At 41.8% G+C, this 17,148-nt stretch carries 20 protein-coding genes; 12 read left to right on the top strand and 8 right to left on the bottom strand.

The window, feature by feature from the left end; translation table 11 throughout:
- The first annotated feature begins 201 nt into the window (after positions 1 to 201).
- From rpsO to aroF, 3 genes are all read left to right on the top strand, one after another.
- Positions 202 to 471: a 30S ribosomal protein S15 gene (gene rpsO / locus M595_RS05200; protein ID WP_023064953.1), complete on the top strand. Its 270-nt coding sequence runs from the start codon at positions 202 to 204 to the stop codon at positions 469 to 471.
- Positions 472 to 537: 66 nt separating this feature from the next.
- Positions 538 to 1,062: a PAM68 family protein gene (locus tag M595_RS05195; protein ID WP_023064930.1), complete on the top strand. Its 525-nt coding sequence runs from the start codon at positions 538 to 540 to the stop codon at positions 1,060 to 1,062.
- Between the two features lie 142 nt (positions 1,063 to 1,204).
- Positions 1,205 to 2,266: a 3-deoxy-7-phosphoheptulonate synthase gene (aroF, locus tag M595_RS05190; RefSeq protein ID WP_023064979.1), complete on the top strand. Its 1,062-nt coding sequence runs from the start codon at positions 1,205 to 1,207 to the stop codon at positions 2,264 to 2,266.
- Between the two features lie 74 nt (positions 2,267 to 2,340).
- Here the strand turns inward: aroF and M595_RS05185 are convergent, their stop codons facing one another.
- The gene (locus M595_RS05185; protein ID WP_023065009.1) at positions 2,341 to 3,027 is read right to left on the bottom strand and encodes a Bax inhibitor-1/YccA family protein; all 687 of its coding nucleotides are present in this window, start codon (positions 3,025 to 3,027) and stop codon (positions 2,341 to 2,343) included.
- 258 nt (positions 3,028 to 3,285) lie between these two features.
- Between M595_RS05185 and M595_RS05180 the strand changes: the two genes are divergently transcribed.
- Entirely contained in the window at positions 3,286 to 3,651 is a 366-nt protein-coding gene (locus tag M595_RS05180; RefSeq protein ID WP_023065002.1) for a cupin domain-containing protein, read from the top strand.
- Between the two features lie 362 nt (positions 3,652 to 4,013).
- Here M595_RS05180 and M595_RS05170 read toward each other — a convergent pair whose 3' ends face one another.
- Both M595_RS05170 and M595_RS05165 read right to left on the bottom strand, forming a co-directional pair.
- Entirely contained in the window at positions 4,014 to 4,610 is a 597-nt protein-coding gene (locus M595_RS05170; protein ID WP_023064939.1) for a hypothetical protein, read from the bottom strand.
- Positions 4,611 to 4,751: 141 nt separating this feature from the next.
- A complete protein-coding gene (locus M595_RS05165; RefSeq protein ID WP_023064986.1) occupies positions 4,752 to 4,964 on the bottom strand; it encodes a hypothetical protein in 213 nt (70 codons plus the stop codon).
- Between the two features lie 224 nt (positions 4,965 to 5,188).
- Here M595_RS05165 and M595_RS05160 point away from each other — a divergent pair, with 224 nt between their 5' ends.
- Positions 5,189 to 6,028: an SDR family oxidoreductase gene (locus M595_RS05160; protein ID WP_023064987.1), complete on the top strand. Its 840-nt coding sequence runs from the start codon at positions 5,189 to 5,191 to the stop codon at positions 6,026 to 6,028.
- Positions 6,029 to 6,081: 53 nt separating this feature from the next.
- Here the strand turns inward: M595_RS05160 and M595_RS31005 are convergent, their stop codons facing one another.
- Positions 6,082 to 6,228, bottom strand: coding sequence for a hypothetical protein (locus tag M595_RS31005; RefSeq protein WP_161809802.1), 147 nt, complete (start codon positions 6,226 to 6,228; stop codon positions 6,082 to 6,084).
- A 124-nt stretch (positions 6,229 to 6,352) separates the two neighbouring features.
- Between M595_RS31005 and M595_RS05155 the strand changes: the two genes are divergently transcribed.
- The gene (locus M595_RS05155; protein WP_040483621.1) at positions 6,353 to 6,550 is read left to right on the top strand and encodes a hypothetical protein; all 198 of its coding nucleotides are present in this window, start codon (positions 6,353 to 6,355) and stop codon (positions 6,548 to 6,550) included.
- Between the two features lie 322 nt (positions 6,551 to 6,872).
- Positions 6,873 to 8,567 carry a beta-carotene ketolase CrtO gene (gene crtO, locus M595_RS05150; RefSeq protein WP_023065003.1) on the top strand — a complete coding sequence of 565 codons (1,695 nt, stop codon included), beginning with the start codon at positions 6,873 to 6,875 and terminating at the stop codon, positions 8,565 to 8,567.
- Positions 8,568 to 8,616: 49 nt separating this feature from the next.
- Here the strand turns inward: crtO and M595_RS05145 are convergent, their stop codons facing one another.
- Positions 8,617 to 9,516 carry an ATP adenylyltransferase family protein gene (locus M595_RS05145; protein WP_203419012.1) on the bottom strand — a complete coding sequence of 300 codons (900 nt, stop codon included), beginning with the start codon at positions 9,514 to 9,516 and terminating at the stop codon, positions 8,617 to 8,619.
- A 104-nt stretch (positions 9,517 to 9,620) separates the two neighbouring features.
- On the opposite strand from M595_RS05145, the gene dusA reads away from it, so the two are divergent.
- Positions 9,621 to 10,637 (top strand): tRNA dihydrouridine(20/20a) synthase DusA, encoded by a 1,017-nt coding sequence (dusA, locus tag M595_RS05140; RefSeq protein WP_040483604.1) that lies wholly within the window; start codon positions 9,621 to 9,623, stop codon positions 10,635 to 10,637.
- Positions 10,638 to 10,720: 83 nt separating this feature from the next.
- On the opposite strand, the gene M595_RS05135 is transcribed toward dusA, so the two are convergent.
- Positions 10,721 to 10,930, bottom strand: a complete 210-nt coding sequence (locus tag M595_RS05135) for a TOBE domain-containing protein (RefSeq protein WP_009787376.1) — start codon at positions 10,928 to 10,930, stop codon at positions 10,721 to 10,723.
- Positions 10,931 to 11,160: 230 nt separating this feature from the next.
- Positions 11,161 to 12,117, bottom strand: a complete 957-nt coding sequence (locus tag M595_RS05130) for a 3'(2'),5'-bisphosphate nucleotidase (RefSeq protein WP_023064897.1) — start codon at positions 12,115 to 12,117, stop codon at positions 11,161 to 11,163.
- Positions 12,118 to 12,210: 93 nt separating this feature from the next.
- Here M595_RS05130 and cpdA point away from each other — a divergent pair, with 93 nt between their 5' ends.
- On the top strand, positions 12,211 to 13,041 hold the full coding sequence (cpdA, locus tag M595_RS05125; protein ID WP_023065010.1) for a 3',5'-cyclic-AMP phosphodiesterase: 831 nt from the start codon (positions 12,211 to 12,213) through the stop codon (positions 13,039 to 13,041).
- A 102-nt stretch (positions 13,042 to 13,143) separates the two neighbouring features.
- Here the strand turns inward: cpdA and M595_RS05120 are convergent, their stop codons facing one another.
- On the bottom strand, positions 13,144 to 14,226 hold the full coding sequence (locus M595_RS05120) for a class I fructose-bisphosphate aldolase (protein WP_023065012.1): 1,083 nt from the start codon (positions 14,224 to 14,226) through the stop codon (positions 13,144 to 13,146).
- Between the two features lie 725 nt (positions 14,227 to 14,951).
- On the opposite strand from M595_RS05120, the gene M595_RS05115 reads away from it, so the two are divergent.
- The 3 genes from M595_RS05115 to M595_RS05105 all read left to right on the top strand — a co-directional run bounded on the left by M595_RS05115 (position 14,952) and on the right by M595_RS05105 (position 16,856).
- On the top strand, positions 14,952 to 15,206 hold the full coding sequence (locus tag M595_RS05115; protein WP_023064938.1) for a hypothetical protein: 255 nt from the start codon (positions 14,952 to 14,954) through the stop codon (positions 15,204 to 15,206).
- Between the two features lie 600 nt (positions 15,207 to 15,806).
- Entirely contained in the window at positions 15,807 to 16,388 is a 582-nt protein-coding gene (locus M595_RS05110) for a COP23 domain-containing protein (RefSeq protein ID WP_009787381.1), read from the top strand.
- Between the two features lie 228 nt (positions 16,389 to 16,616).
- Complete coding sequence (locus tag M595_RS05105) at positions 16,617 to 16,856, top strand: hypothetical protein (protein WP_023064972.1); 240 nt, start codon at positions 16,617 to 16,619, stop codon at positions 16,854 to 16,856.
- The last annotated feature ends 292 nt before the right edge of the window (positions 16,857 to 17,148 follow it).

The raw sequence follows: 17,148 nt of genomic DNA, 5'->3' as shown, positions 1-17,148 counted from the left end.
GAACCCCCGAAACCCCCGGAACCCCCGGAACCCCCGGAACCCCACCTCCCCCGGAACCCTACCTCCCTACCTCCCCCGGAACCCCATCAATCATCCAACCCCTGAAACCTTGAAGCCGCATCAGCATTAGCTCACACCCAAGAGAAATATGATAGGATTAACAACTGTGGAAATTTTAGAAACTAAACCCAATTTCAAGCCATGAGTCTGACCCAAGAACAGAAACAAGAAATCATCACCGAACACCAAGTTCACGAGACTGATACCGGATCACCGGAAATACAAGTTGCCATGCTCACCAAACGCATCAACCAACTCAGCGCCCACCTCAAACAAAACAAAAAAGACTATTCCTCAACCCGAGGACTCTTAAAAATGATCGGACATCGTAAGCGTATGCTCGCCTACATTCGCAACAAAGACAACGATAAATATCGCGCCCTCATTCAACGTTTGGGAATTCGGGGATAAAAGCCCGAAGCTCTTGAAGCCTGTACGTGTACGCCGTCAATTCCTCACAAGAGAGCAAATATTACCATGTCTTCCGAACGCCCACGCCAACCCCTACCCTTTGAACCCGCAAAAAGTCGGAAAAAAGCGTCAAAAGCTCAATCTCAGTCAGCCGAACCGGAAACAACCGACAAACCTCCTGTGCGTGCAACTCGCAAAACCAGGGAGAAAACATCAGCCCAACCCGCCCCCAAACGGTCTACCCAACGGGAAGAAACCGCTATTCCTGAAGTCGTGAGTCAGCGAATGTTGTCTCGAATGGCGATATTATCAGGTGTACCGCTGTTTATGGCAATCAGTATCTTTGTTGGGAGTTACTTTATTATTGTCAATGAAGTGTTTATTCTTCCGAACACCGCCGTTTTCTTAGCGAGTCTAGGTTGTTTTGGCTTAAGCGTTCTGGGATTGAGTTATGGAATTTTCTCCACCTCTTGGGATGAAGACCAAACGGGAAGTCTTGTCGGTTGGCAAGAGTTTAAACTGAATTTAGGACGCACCGTACAAGCCTGGAAAGACGCTCGACGAGAAAGTAGAGCAAAAATTAAGAATTAAAAACGGAAAAATTAAGGCGTGGGTCATAGGTTAAAGTGATCTTTATGACAGCAGTGGGAGGGTGACGAGAGCGTTCAACAATTCCCAACGCCCCACCCCTGACCCCAATCAACCACAGACCCTATAGGAATAATAGGAATAAATGATTATTGTAATGAAAGTCGGCTCACCCGAAGCCGAAATAGAACGCTTAACTGATGAGTTGCAGACCACTTGGAATGTTACCCCCGAAAAAATTGTCGGTCAGCATAAGGTTGTCATTGGTTTAGTCGGAGAAACCGCAGACCTTGACCCGTTACAACTCCAAGAAATCAGTCCTTTCATTGAAGAAGTGCTACGGGTTGAAAAACCCTTTAAACGAGCTTGTCGGGAATATCGTCACGGAGAAGCCAGCGAAGTCGCCGTTCCGACCCCCGCAGGTACCGTTTATTTTGGTGAACATCATCCCCTCGTGATTACGGCTGGCCCTTGTTCAGTCGAAAACGAAGAAATGATTGTTGAAACCGCCAAACGAGTTAAAGCCGCAGGCGCACAGTTTCTGCGCGGAGGCGCCTACAAACCTCGTACCTCTCCCTACGCCTTCCAAGGACACGGAGAAAGTGCATTACATCTATTAGCCGCAGCTAGAGAAGAAACCGGGTTAGGGATCATTACCGAACTCATGGACTCTGAAGACCTAGAGGTACTCTCGAACGTTGCAGATGTCATCCAAATTGGCGCCCGCAATATGCAAAACTTCCCCCTCCTCAAAAAAGTAGGCGCCCAAGATAAGCCAGTCTTGTTAAAGCGGGGAATGTCTGCCACGATTGAAGAATGGATTATGGCGGCAGAATACATTTTAGCGGCCGGAAACCCCAATGTAATCCTTTGTGAACGGGGAATTCGCACCTTTGATCGTCGCTATACTCGTAATACTCTAGACTTGTCTGTGATTCCGGTCTTGCGATCGCTGACTCACTTACCGATTATGATTGATCCCAGTCATGGTACCGGTTTAGCCGAATACGTTCCTACAATGGCTTTAGCAGCAGTCGCGGCGGGAACGGATGCGTTGATGATAGAAGTTCATCCCAACCCTGCAAAAGCCCTTTCTGACGGCCCACAATCTTTGACTCCAGAACGATTTGACCGTTTGATGGAAGAAATGGCAGTGATTGGAAAAGCGGTTCAACGTTGGCCCCAACAACAACCCGTTTTAGCCTAACCCTTCACAAAATGGGGAGAGGGGGAGATCAACACACTCTCACCCCAATCCTCCCCGATCGCCTTTTACCGTGTTTAGCGCCGCGAGAGAGACATGACAATCTGCAAAACATACCAGAACAGCAACGCCACAGACGCAAACAGTTCTAAAGAAGCCGCCACATAATGTTCTTTTGAGTAATGGCGCATGATTTTTGAGGTATCATACAAAATCGCTGCCGAAGCAAAGACAACCATCACGACCGAGAACAACAGCCCCAACGTAAAGCCAAAAATAACGCTACACACGATTAACCCTAGCGCCACAAAGCCGCCTATTTTCAGGATTCCACCCAAAAAGGTAAAATCTGTCTTTGTCGTTAGCGCAACCGCAGTTAAGCCACCAAACAGCAACAACGTTAAAATCGCTGCGGTGGGGAGAACCGTTGGGTCAGAAAAATAAGCCGCGATGTAAAGCAAAGGTGCAAAAATCAACGCTTGGGCGAGAACATAAATTCCCAAACCCGCATATTGAGTCTCCACAGAATCAGCTTTTGCTGTTAAACTTCGAGAGAACCAACCCAGAAGTGAAAAAGCCCCTAAAATTGCGAACCAGCTAAACCGACTCGCCATCACAAAATTGGTTAACGCTTCAGCTATCCCCAGTTGAAACAACAAAATCGAAACCAAAACAAACGAACCCACCGCCCCAGCCAAGTGTATGTATGTTTTCTGAATAAACGTGGCTCGTTCACTGGGTCGAGACTGAGCAACTGTTACCATAAAGCTTCTCCTAAATAAGTCTCAAAGAAAGTTATCTATGATTTTAAGAGTAGCATTTAGGTAAATTTTCTGAAGATATCAGGATAGGTTCAAGGTCTGGGCTTTGTACCCGACTGAATCTCTAGGGTGTTTCCATCCAGCCATGATTCAAACAATTGACGCGCTTATCTTAATAAACTCCGAAAAATTGTTAATCCCTGAAATTTAGGCTTTAAACTTGGTGTAATTTTTCTTGATTGTGTTTTCTAATTAAAGATTATGCCCATCCGAATTGAACAAGCAACTCGCATTGAACCGGCGGGAAATAAACCCAAACAGATTGATGAATATATTGGTCGGGTAAATTCTCAAACAGAAGCCGTCAGTATTGCTCAGATGAATTCTCCGAGTGGTTGGACCGAACCCGGTCAGCGTCCAGAATTTGATGAATTTACAATAGTTTTAAAAGGAATGCTGCGGGTAGAATATGAAGGCGGTGAAATGGAGATTCATGCCGGACAAGCTGTGATTGCCAGTAAAGGGGAATGGGTGCGGTATAGTAGTCCTAGTGAAGAAGGAGCAGAATATATAGCCGTTTGTTTACCAGCATTTTCTCCCAGTTTAGTTCATCGAGATTCTGAATAAATTCCTGCTTTTGGGTGATTCTACAAATCATCAACTTGGGTGAAGAAAAAAGGAGTTGAGTTGGGCGATAGTAAAGCTAATCTCAAAGCTAACCCGTCTAAAGTCAGATATCTAGCAATAGATTATGACAAAATAGACACTCAACTCTTATTCAAAATAATCATGATTAATACTTCGACTTCACCCCCTTGTCTCAAACAGAGTAGTCTAGAATTACTTCAAGACTAGAAACAGTTTCCTGATTATACTGAACAACTATGAAACCCCCAAATCTCATTAAAGACTGGGGATTTAAAAAATCGAAATGAATGGTAAAATTCTCAGCAGCCATTTACTCAATTTCAATCTTAAGTTACAATCTATTATCGAGCTGGAACACCAATATATCCGGGATCGTTAGTAGTCGAATTACCGGGAGAATTCACCCCTCTATTATCAAATTGATCACCAGGAGAATTCACCCCTCTATTATCAAATTGATCACCAGGAGAATTCACCCCTCTATTATCAAATTGATCACCAGGAGAATTCACCCCTCTATTATCAAATTGATCACCAGGAGAATTCACCCCTCTATTATCAAATTGATCACCAGGAGAATTCACCCCTCTATTATTAATACCGTTTACAGGTCTTGTGGGATTTGTAGGAATATAACCCGGAGCATTGATCTGTACACCATCGGGAGTCGAGGGAACTTCTACCCCACCTGAATTAATCGGATCATCCCCAATATTTCCGGGAGTTGTTGTGGGAACGTTTCCGGGAGTTGTGGTCGGAATATCTCCAGGAGTAGTTACAGCTTCTTGAGCAATTAAGAGATGATTTTTTAACGGCTCTGAATTTGTTTTAGTATTAATTGATTCTGCTAAACTCGATTGAGCAACTAAAGGTGTAATCCCTACTACCGCAGTCAAAGCAATAATTTTAGAATTGAGTAAATTTTTAAAGTTAATCATTTGGGTAACTCCAAGTTACATGAATGAACAGTTATAAAAAACAACGTACTTATTATTATGAGGCAATCATTGCTGTTGTACATCTGTAACAAGAAAGATATCTTGAGAGATAAAAAAACCAAAAGATTGAATGTTAAATCACTAATTTTTGCTAACTTGATTCAGCATTTTTTTAGCCACAATCGCCCCAATAACAACTCCACCCACGACTTGAGCCGTTTTGATCGCTTTGTCTACTCCTCCACCTGAATGTAGATGTTGTTTAAAAATCTCATCCTTTAGCCAATCTGTTGTAATACTTAATTTGTGAATGGGAGTAGAAAGTAACTCACTGAAACGACGAGATTGTACCACCCGACATCAAAGAAGCCTGAACATAACCTCCGAAGACCTAAAAGTTTGAATAGAGGATAAAAGGATTTAAGATAAAGTAAAGTCAGACTATAATTTATTAGGCATCGTTGCAAAATCCCGGCTTTGAGATTTGGTATTCCCCACACCTAACATTTATTCGCGCTATGGCCGATCACGTATCTATCTACGACAGATAATAGACAATCAATTTTGAGGAAACGATTATGACTTCAACAGTTTCATCGACAGACCGAGTATTAGTTGCAGGTTCAACAGGTGGAGTGGGTCAGCTAACAGTTGCCAAACTTTTAGAAAAAGGGTTTCGGGTTCGGGTTTTAACTCGTAATGCCGAAAAAGCTCAGAAAATGTTTGAAAATAAAGTAGAGATTGGGGTTGGTGATATTCGCAACCCCTCCAGTTTACCGACAGTCACCGAAAATGTTACTCAGATTATTTGTTGTGCTGGAACGACTGCATTACCCTCAACGAAGTGGGATTTTGACACCCTCCAACAGTCAACCGCATCACAAAGTTGGGCAGAATGGCTAAAAATCTATTTTGATACTCAGTATCGCCGCAAACACGCCCAGAACAGTCCAGAACAAGTCGATGCCGAAGGGGTGAGTAACTTAGTCTCGGCTGCACCCAAAGACCTGAAACGGTTTGTATTTGTGTCTTCTGCGGGTGTTCTCCGCAAAAATCAATTACCCTATAATCTTCTTAATGCTTTTGGGGTGTTGGATGCCAAACAAAAAGGCGAAGAAGCCATTATTCGTTCAGGACTTCCTTACACAATTATTCGACCTGGACGGCTAATTGACGGCCCTTATACATCCTACGACCTGAATACATTGGTTAAAGCCACCACAGGCGGAAGATTAGGGGTTGAGGTGGGGGTTGGAGATCAACTCACAGGTCAAACCAGTCGGGTGGATGTGGCTTCGGCTTGTGTGGAATGTCTGAGTATTCCCGAAACCGAAGGTCAAACTTTTGAATTGGTCAACAAAGGCGTCAAACCCGAGAATGGGACGAACTGGAAAGCCCTGTTATCGAATTTGAGTTAAGGACTTACCACCCTCCGTCACACCTGTGACACCTGTGAGTTGAAAATCCGAGTTTATACCGAAGTTCTCGCAATACTGGGTTGGGTGGGGTGATGACTATTACGGTTGTTCGTCTGTTGAGTCCTGACACCAGGGAGTTGAAAACCCGAGTTTATACCGAAGTTCAGGATAGATTGACTCGGTTGAGTGACTCCCATCACCGTTGTTTACCTATTGAGTTCACTCCATCTTTCCGTTATTCTCACCCAACCCCAAGAACATGAGTCACTTCGCGAATGGGGAAAACAGGAGATTATAAAGATATCGAGTTCAACCCCTTACCCCATGCCTCAAGTTAACCTACTTCCCGGAGCCATCAACGAAATCATCGCCTCTGTCGCTGACAGCCAAAGCCTCACCCAAACTGACCGTTACGGGTTAATGGCGGCGATGTTGGATGAGTCTTTGAGCGAAGATGATCATCGTTCAATTGATAGACTGTTACGCTCTGTGGTTAGAGGCCGGGTACAAATCACAGCTTAAGCTGGTTGCCACCAACTTAGTCTACTCAACTCAACCCCTGCACCATGAACTCGATACGAAAGTAGTGTGGGGGTTGTTTTTTTATTTTTATCAATTAATCATTCACTTTGAACTGAGATCGACCGAATGTACTCTATCTAAATACAGATATCAACCCGTCCCTCGATTGCTTACAATACCAGAAATCATTATAGTAAGATGAGATTTAGAAGTTAAGAGAATGTCTCGATCAGAGATGATCATCGCATCGCAAGATCCTGAAAAGATTATTTTCTGCCAAAAATCTCACTTGCTCTCATCAACCGCCATTCACAAAATTCACATGGAAACTTACGATGTAATTATTATCGGTGCAGGTCACAATGGTTTAACCTGTGCAGCTTATTTATTAAAAGCCGGATACAGTGTTCTGTTGTTAGAAAAACGTTCAGTTCCCGGTGGTGCGGCGACTACAGAAGAAATCTTACCGAAAGAAGCACCAGGCTTTAAATTTAACCTCTGTGCGATTGATCATGAATTTATTCACCTGAGTCCAGTTATTCAAGAACTCGAACTGCATAAATATGGCTTAGAATATCTCTTTTGTGATCCGGTTGTCTTTTCCCCTCAACCTGATGGCAAATATTTTTTAGCCCACAAATCTGTTGAAAAAACCTGTGCAGAAATTGCTCGTTATTATCCGAAAGATGCTGAACGCTATCGAGAATTTGTCAACTATTGGCAACGGTTTATTAATGCAGCAACTCCGATGTTTAATGCACCGCCTAAATCTATTCTTGATATTGCCCGCAACTATAATTCCGCAAATTTCAAAGATTTACTCTCAATGATTAATTCTATTGAGAAAAGTCTGGACTTTATTCGCACGATGTTAAGCAGTTCTGAGGATGTTTTAAATGAGTGGTTTGACTCAGAATTTCTGAAAGCACCTCTGGCTCGTTTAGCCTCAGAATTAGGCGCACCTCCTTCTCAAAAAAATCTCGCTGTGGGGGCGATGATGATGACTATGCGACATAACCCGGGTATGGCTAGACCCAAAGGCGGAACGGGTGCTTTAGTACAAGCTTTAGTGAATTTAGTTCAGGCGAAAGGCGGTGTAATTTTAACGGAAAAATCTGTTAAAAAGGTGTTAGTTGATAATGGTCGGGCGGTGGGTGTTCAGGTCGATAATGGCACCGAATATCGAGCCACAAAAGGAATTATTTCTAATATTGATGCTAAACGTTTATTTCTGCAATGTATGAATGAAGCTGATGTGGATGCGGCTGATCCAAACTTGCGTCAACGCTTAGAACGTCGGATCATTAATAATAATGAAACGATTCTCAAAATTGATTGTGCATTATCAGAACCGTTACGCTTTGAACATCACAATCATCAAGATGAGTATTTGATTGGTTCTCTATTGATTGCGGATTCTTTTAAACAGGTTGAAATTGCTCATCACGACTGTACAATTGGTAAAATTCCTGATGCTGATCCGTCTATGTATGCTGTTGTTCCCACAATGCTTGATCCGACAATGGCGCCGGATGGAAAACATACCCTTTGGGTGGAATTCTTCGCCCCTTATCAAGTTGATGGTGCGGAAGGAACGGGTTTAAATGGTACTGGATGGACGGATGAATTGAAACATAAAGTAGCTGATCGGGTGTTAGATAAATTAGCAGATTATTGTCCGAATCTCAAGCATTCAATCATCGCTCGACGAGTCGAAAGTCCGGCTGAATTGGGTGAACGTTTGGGTGCTTATAAGGGGAATTACTATCATATTGATATGACTTTAGAACAGATGGTTTTTCTCCGTCCTTTACCCGAATTAGCCAATTATCGCACCCCAATTAAAGGATTATATCTTAGTGGGGCGGGAACTCATCCGGGTGGTTCAATATCAGGAATGCCGGGACGAAATTGTGCGCGAGTCTTTATTTCTGCTCAACAACCGATGTTTCAAATGTTAACTGAAGCCGGACAGTCTTTTCAATCTTTTACGAAAGCTTTTTTAGGAATTGTTTGACCTCACCCCACAACCCCTCTCCTCGCAGGAGAGGGAATTGAAACGCTGTTTATTTCCGAATACAAACATTTCGTAAAACCGTCATCGGAGTAATCTCTTTGAGGTGTTGTAGTTGTTCTTCAGTTTTCACCAACATCGCCCCACAACATCCCAAAGAATTAACCAAAACCCCGTCAAAACCTTCTTGAACTCGCGGAATTAACAGCATCCATTCTCGGGTCATCATTAAATTATAAGCCCCAGATTGTTTCCCTTTCATCCCAGATTCTCCGTGCAAACCGACTTGAGATAACAGGTTATAATAAAACTCTAATGTTGTAGCTGCGGCTTCTTCGGGAGAGTCAACTAAAAGCGGATCAAGACGTATTAAAGCATTAAGAAAAGGCAGTTGAGGGCAGTTGCCAATCGCACCTAAAAATTGTGCTGAATTAATCGCAGGTTCAATCGGAACTTTCACCCCATTGGGAACTAAGGGAAGCGGGATTAATTGTAGATGTTTGTGTCGTTGACTCGCGCCTGCGTCGGCACCTGCGTTATAAAAAACAAACCCATCAATTTCTGCTAAACCCATCCACAAGGCTTGAAAATCTTCCAGGGTTAATAAATTTTCTTGGGCTTCAAACTCCCGGGTGACAATCAACAAATGATCATCGACAACATTATATTTATTCAGTAAACATAAATGAGTGGGTGACAAGTCAGCAACAAATAAATCTTCTTCATAGGGAAGAAATGGATTAAACGGTTTTCCAGAGGTTTTCGTTTTTTGATCTTGTTGTTGTTTGGCGTTCTCTTTTCGTGCTAAATTAGAGACGATTCGCACAAAGAACAAAATGCCATCCTGTTCGATAAACTGATATTCAGTGGGGATAGACTGAAGCGCACCCGTTTGAAGTGCAAATTCGGTTTGTTCCTGAGTCCGTTTCCACAGTGTACCGGGTTCCAACATCATCGAACTCTTTTGACTAAACGACAAAAATAATACTCAGTCTATTATCTCCTAAACTGGAAACAATTGCAGTGATCTATCTGCTCTCTTATCGCTAATATCCGATGAATTTAAACTCCCTATTGTTAACACCCATTTCTGCAACGGATCGCGTTTATCCTTTGAGTATCGCGCCGATGATGGATCGCACCGATCGCCATTTTCGGTATTTCATGCGCCAAATTACCCGACGGACTTTATTGTACACCGAAATGGTGACTTCTGCGGCGATTATACATGGCGATCGCGAAAAACTTTTAGGCTTTTCTCCTGAAGAAAAACCCCTGGTTTTACAAATTGGAGGAGATCAACCCCAGGAGTTAGCAATTTGTGCAGAAATTGCCGAAGATATGGGTTATGATCAGGTGAATTTGAATGTCGGATGTCCGAGTTCACGGGTACAAGATGGCAATTTTGGGGCTTGTTTGATGGCGCAACCCCAACGAGTCGCCGAAGCGGTTTCAAAGATGCAACAACGGGTAAACATTCCAGTTACGGTTAAACATCGCATTGGGATAGATGATCGCGATCGCTATGAAGATATGGCGAATTTTGTAGAGATTGTTTCTGGATCTGGTTGTCAACAATTTACCGTTCATGCGCGGAAAGCTTGGTTACAGGGTTTAAGCCCAAAAGATAACCGAAATATTCCCCCATTACGCTATGAAGATGTGCATCGGTTGAAACAAGAATTCCCCCATTTATTGATTGAAATTAATGGCGGGTTGACAACTTTTTCTCAAGTTCACGAACAGTTAAAATCTGTAGATGCGGTGATGATTGGACGTGCAGCTTATGATAATCCTTATTTATTTGCAACCGCAGATCAAGAATTTTATGGAGAAAAAACAATCCCTTTAACTCGTCATCAAGTCGTCGAAGCGATGTTTCCTTATTTAGAATATTGGCTGAGTCGAGGCGTTAAACTCAATAGTATCATGCGCCATGTTTTACAACTCTTTAGCGGACAACCGGGAACAAAAGCTTGGAAACGGTATCTCAGTGAGAATGGTTATCTCGCAGGTGCAGGGGTTGAAGTGGTGCAAGAAGCATTAACTCAAGTGCCTCAAAATGACGATTGATGTTCATCTAAACTCAATAAAAATAACTGAAGATGGGCATTAAATGCCCACCTCTGCCAAACACGATGAAGTGTTTTTAAATGCTAATCAACAGCTAAGATCACATTGCTAGCTTTGACAACAGCATAGGCTTCTTTCCCCGCAGCCAAACCTAATGCTTCAGCGGAAGCCTTAGAAATGATAGAAACCACTTCCACGCCGGGAGCAACTTCAAGAACAACTTCTGTATTAACAGCTCCTTCGTGTACTGCTTTAATGGTTCCTTTTAGGGAATTTCTTGCACTAATTTTCATGGATTCACCCTCATTGGTTGTTAAGGTTGGGTCGGTTTTTTATTATCGTTTAAATATACCGTTCCAGCATACGACTATAGCATAAAAGTGAGATTAATCAAACATTAATTTTTTTAGACTCGACTTGACAAAAAAGGGGGAAAGCACCCTTACCCCCAATAATTGAAAATGATCAAATTGTCAATCTAAAATGTTATGAATTCTCGACGAGAACTTGAGAATTATTCTGACTATTTCAAGGCAGCTAATACCGTATCGTGAATAATGCCATTGCTAACAACAACCCCCTGATTTTCCATCATCTTCGGTTTAGAGGCAAAATCTAACGGTTTACCATACATATCTGTAACGCGCCCGCCTGCTTCTTCGACAACGATCGCGCCTGCTGCATGATCCCAAATATTCTCGCGGTAGTCAGGAGACTTGGGAGAGGGAAGCCGTAAATAAAGCGCTGCCTTTCCTGAAGCCACTGCCCCGTATTTAGCTTGAGAATCCATCCGTACTGAATCGGCTTTAATTCCCACCGCTTGGGCGATCGCGTTTTGTCGATCCTGATCGCCGTGAGCAGATTCCACACTTTCAACAAAGCGCATATTTGCGGTATCATCAGCTTTAACGACATGAATCGGAGTCTGTTCGGCTGTTGCAAAGGGCATCATAATCGCCCCTTCACCCCGAACCGCCATAAACAACATTCCGGGTTTATGATTGGGAACGGGATAAGCCGGACAAGCCATCACCCCGACTTTCACTTCGCCATCTTCAATCAACGCTAAGGCGATCGCATATTGATCTTGACGCAAAAAGCCTTTCGTCCCATCAATCGGATCTAACGTCCAAAAACGTTGACCAACTTGACCATTTCCGCGATCAATCCAGGTTGTCACCTGTTCGGATGTGGCATCGGCAATCTCACCTTTAACATATTCGGTGACTTTTGCCAAGTTCTCCGCCATTTCCGGCTTGCGTAATTCCGTCGCGTCTTCTTCCCCGACAATGGGATCATGGGAAAAGACTTCACTAATGGCTTTACAAATAATCGCCTGTGAACCCAAATCTGCTACGGTAACGGGGCTTTTATCGCCTTTTTCCATAGCGGGGGGAATATCCTGACGGACTTTTTCACACAATTTGGCAGCCGATAACGTGGCTTCAATTGCAACTTGCTTTTCGCGATCGTAGGACATTTTATAGACTCCTGCTGCTCTCCATACCGAGTATAGCCGCAGTCTGATCAGTAATGTCTATTTTCAACCTCAAAATCAATCAATTCGTGAATTATGCCTCAAACTAAACCGATACAAGTTATTCAAATTTCCGATACTCATTTGTTTGCGAACCCCGATCAAAAAATGATGGGTTTAACGACTGCTGATTCTTTGATCGCAGTATTGGAATTGATTCGTCAACTCAATATCCATCCAGATGTCTTACTGATTACAGGAGATTTGTCTCAAGATGAAACAAGCGAATCTTACCAACAGTTACAAGCACTTATTCAACCGTTTAATACTTCCACCTATTGGATACCGGGAAATCACGATGATTTATCCGTTGCGGAATCTATTCTTAAAAAAACACCCATTTCAATTAAAAAAGCCTTTAATATCAGTAATTGGAAGTTTATTTTATTGAATAGTCAATCTCCGGGAAAAGTTCACGGTGAATTAACTTCTGAATCTTTAAAATATTTAGAGTCTCAGTTACAACAGCATCCCGATCAACCAACATTAATTGCTTTACATCATCCGCCTGTGCTAATTGGATCACGCTGGATGGATAAAATTAAGTTACAAAATCCAGAAGATTTTTTTGCGGTCATTGATCGCTATTCACAGGTGAAATTAGTGATTTTTGGGCATATTCATCAGGAGTTTGAAACCATTCGGAATGGAGTTGTTTATTGGGGTTGTCCTTCGACTTGTGTACAGTTCAAACCTCAGGAAGATGAGTTAACTTTTGATGATATCGCTACACCTGGGTTTCGAGTTTTAACGCTTTATGCAAATGGTGAATACAACAGCAAAATTGAACGAACAAATTATCAACTACCCATTTATCCTGATCCTAAAACTCTGCGGGCAATGCTGGCTAAAAGTCCGGGAATGTAAAGTTAAACAAATTAAGTCACATCGCTTTTTTATAAAGATAAAAGTCCCAGTCGATTAAACAAACCGGGACGCTAAAAACATGGACTGAATTAAACAGATCAGTTAAGCAATCGTCACTTCTGAAGACAGATAGACATCTTGAATCAGATTAAAAAGTTTAACCCCTTCAGAAAACGGACGTTGAAATGTTTTTCGACCTGAAATTAATCCACATCCACCCGCTCGTTTATTAATTACCGCAGTTCGGATAGCTTCTGCAAAGTCACTTTTTCCAGAAGCACCACCCGAGTTAATTAAACCACTCCGACCCGCATAGCAATTGAGAACTTGATAGCGTGTCAAATCAATCGGATGATCGCTTGTCAGTTCAGAAGAAACTAACTCATGAGTCCGACCATATTTTTCACCAGTGGCTTGAGCAACCGCTTCATAACCGCGATTACATTGAGGTAATTTTTGCTTAATAATATCGGCTTCTAGAGTGACACCTAGATGATTGGCTTGACCTGTTAAATCAGCAGCCAAGTGATAATCTTGATCTTGTTTAAAAACATCATTACGAAGATAACACCATAAGATTGTCACCATTCCTAATTGATGAGCATGAGCAAAAGCTTGACTGACTTCTTGAATTTGACGGCTAGATTCGGGAGAACCAAAATAAATTGTTGCTCCAACTGCAACGGCTCCTAAATTCCAAGCTTGTTCGACATTTGCAAACATAATTTGGTCGTGAGCATTAGGATAGGTGAGAAGTTCGTTATGATTGAGTTTAACGATAAAAGGGATACGATGAGCATATTTTCGGGACATCATTCCCAACACACCTAACGTCGTTGCAACCGCGTTACAACCGCCTTCTAATGCAAGTTTGATAATATTTTCGGGATCAAAATAGAGGGGGTTGGGTGCAAAAGAGGCGGCACCAGAATGTTCGATTCCTTGATCAACAGGTAAGATCGAAACATAGCCTGTATTGGCAAGTCTACCTGTCGAATAAAGTTGTTGAAGACTTCGTAAAACTTGAGGATGGCGATCGCTTTGAGTAAAAACTCGCTCAACAAAGTCACCCCCTGGTAAATGTAATTGATCTTGAGGATATTTGGCTTTGTAAGTTAGTAAGCTTTCGGCTTCATCCCCTAAGTAAGATTCAATGGAAGAAGGGTTAGATAGAGTGGCAGTCATAATTATTTTTTTTTCTGGACAACTAAAGCAGATCAATTTTGTCAATTTTATCAATAAAATTGGTATAATTCAAGTTAATAAGCTGTATGGATATTTTGGCAAAATTAGGTTCTGCTGCTGACTTGAATTTCCGTCTTTCTATCACAACAGAACCCATTGTTATGCAACTGAGTAGGCTGGGAATAAATTAATTTCGACCATAAGGATCGCGACATTGGGTATAAACGACTTCCAGTTCTTGTCCTTCTTCGTCAGCTTCTTCTTCTAAACGATCAATCCGTTGATCGCGTCTATCTTTAGCTTCTAAACGAGTGGTTCCACTGGCACTCTCTCGTTCCCATTCAACCTCACCAATTTTATATCTGTAATCACAGATGATCGCCTGTTGAGTTGGGGTATCGAGAGATTATTCTTGAGCTGTTTCTCCGAACTGTGCGAATGCGGGTAGGCCGAGATTTAACCCGACAAAAGTAATAGTTAGACCACTTAAAAATTTTATCATAATCATCTCCAGACTCTTTATTTTAGGTTTTTGATTTTTTTAACCTTATCTTAAATTTATAGTGATTATGAGTAAATTTAATCCGTCTACAGATATAAAAATCACTCTCTCCTCAGGTAGACTCGGTGATTTAATCATTTCATCTGGATCTTACTTGACTTGTAAAGTCTATAAAAATTTAATAAGTTCGATCATAATCAATATAAAAACCTCTTAAAAAGAAGTGATTTTTAGGAATATAAAGAAAGAATTACGTCATAGTCAAGAAAATTTATTAGAAGCTCAACGAGTCGCTCACGTCGGAAATTGGGAATATGATTTCAACACGAACGAAGTTACTTGGTCTGAAGAAGTATTTCAAGTTTTTGGTCTAACTCCAACCCCAGAACAACTCAATTTTGATCAAGTTGAAAAGCTTATTCATCCTGAAGATAGAGACTTTTGGCAAACATCAGTTTATGAAATAGTTGCAATCTGAATTATAGCGAAACTAATCTTCAATGAATAGATTTTCACAAGTTTTTCATACAGACTTATACACTTTTGCAGAAGAACGCTTTTGAATCTAATTTTGATTGGAATGAGTTTCTGTTAAGTTGGAGCGGATCATGCAAATCTCTTGTCAGAGCAGTCTATGATCAGACTGGTGCCAACCCTAGACAGCCAAGTGGTTGTTTTTGGTCAGTAGAGTGAGTGGGTTTGGCGTTGATGAGGGCCATCACAATCGTGTTCTCGGGAAACAATCGTATATATATAGAAGAAGTGAAGGCGAGTCATCAGATGAACAGTCCAGTGAGAATAATTGCTGATCGAGAACTGAAAATCGCTTTCCCGAGGCTCAATCACTTGATTAGCCTTGCTTTTAGCTTATAAATCCCCAGAAAGACAAGAACGTTTATCACCTCCGTATTGTGATCCCCCTCACTTTTTGGTTACTTTACCCTTACCGACGGAGCCAGATCACCTCAGAACACATCACTTTGTTCTTACTGACAACGACCCTGATTTTGCCTTACCTTAAAGAGTATCGCAAGCCAAACAACTCCTTACTCTGAACATTACCTCTAGGTAAACTAACATGAAAAGCACCATCAAAGCATTCGTCGCGTCCGCCATCATCACCGCCGGTTTAGTTGGTACAGTTTCTCAAGTCGAAGCCAAGCCTTCTAATACCTATGTAAGAGATCGAGTCGTTTTTGAAGTTGTCGAAATCAGTGCTGAAGAAAACGAATTCGGTACAGTTCCTATGGTGGTTCGTGAAACCTATGACTTGGATAATCCCGATCTATTAGGTGACTATCCTGTTGTTGAAACCCAAGTTGTTCAAGTGGGTTCTGAGCCTTTAATTATTTGGAGAGAAACTCTTTCCTCAAGCGATCCTAAAGGTTCCTATACACCCGAACGCCGCGCTCATGCTGTTAGCACTCGCTTAACAAATTTAGCGGAATCTTTAGGAATTGACACTCTAGAAGAAATGTATCAAGCTGGAGTCGTCAATAACGAAGTTGTAGTTTTTGCTTCTCAAGAAGCAGGTGAAGCCAATACGGATAATGTGGTTTTCACCCTATCCCCAGGAAATCGTGAACAAGGGGACATTTTTGTTGAACACATGACAGAATACGGAAATGGAACGGCCAGTGGTGAGCCGCTCTACAACTAAATTTCAGGTGCTTATAAATGGGAGTTGTACTCTAGTTTCCGTATTATTTGAGTTCAACAAGCAACTCCCTTTTTTTTCTAAAAATAGCCCGTGCTGAAGCCCATAATTAGAGGAGTGGAAAATGTTAAGCACTGTAGACCAATTCAATACCATTATTGAAGTTGGTAGCTGGTTTGTACAAGCGGTTCAAACGCAAACTATCCGATGTTATCTAGGAGAAAGGAAACGATGAAAATCACATTCACTGAAATCTTACTCACGGCAACTGCTTTAGTTACTACAATTGGTGTTCATGCTCAAATCGCTCCCCAAAAAGCAGCAGCGACAGTTGAATTTGCTTCCTTGAATTCTTCTCAATCGTCACCTTTGATCAGTTGGTCAGGCATCAAAAAAACGACGAAAGATACATACTTGTGCCAGAGTGCATCACTCGGCTTAAACAAGAATCTGAAGTCACCGGGAACATAGCTAAGACTGACTCGCAAATCAAACTTCATCCCTGGCTGTTAAAATCAACTTCAAGCAAACTTTCGGGCAAAGTTGAATTGAAAGATAAAATAAAATATCAAACTAAAATAGAATAAAATCAACAGTTTAAAACTGAAAGAAAAAGCTGATTTCTATAAGCTTTAAATCTTCAAAACAGCAGATTACAACAAAACTATAATTAAATCGTTCTCACCGCAGAACTAAGGGAGATCAAGCACTACATTCCGTAAAAAAAGCTTGTCCCCATAACTAATCAAAATCATCATCTTTT

The sequence above is a fragment of the Lyngbya aestuarii BL J genome (assembly GCF_000478195.2).
Classification (GTDB): Bacteria; Cyanobacteriota; Cyanobacteriia; order Cyanobacteriales; family Microcoleaceae; genus Capilliphycus; species Capilliphycus aestuarii.
Note: the sequence above shows the minus strand (reverse complement) of the source record. Positions and strands in the feature narration are given on the sequence as shown.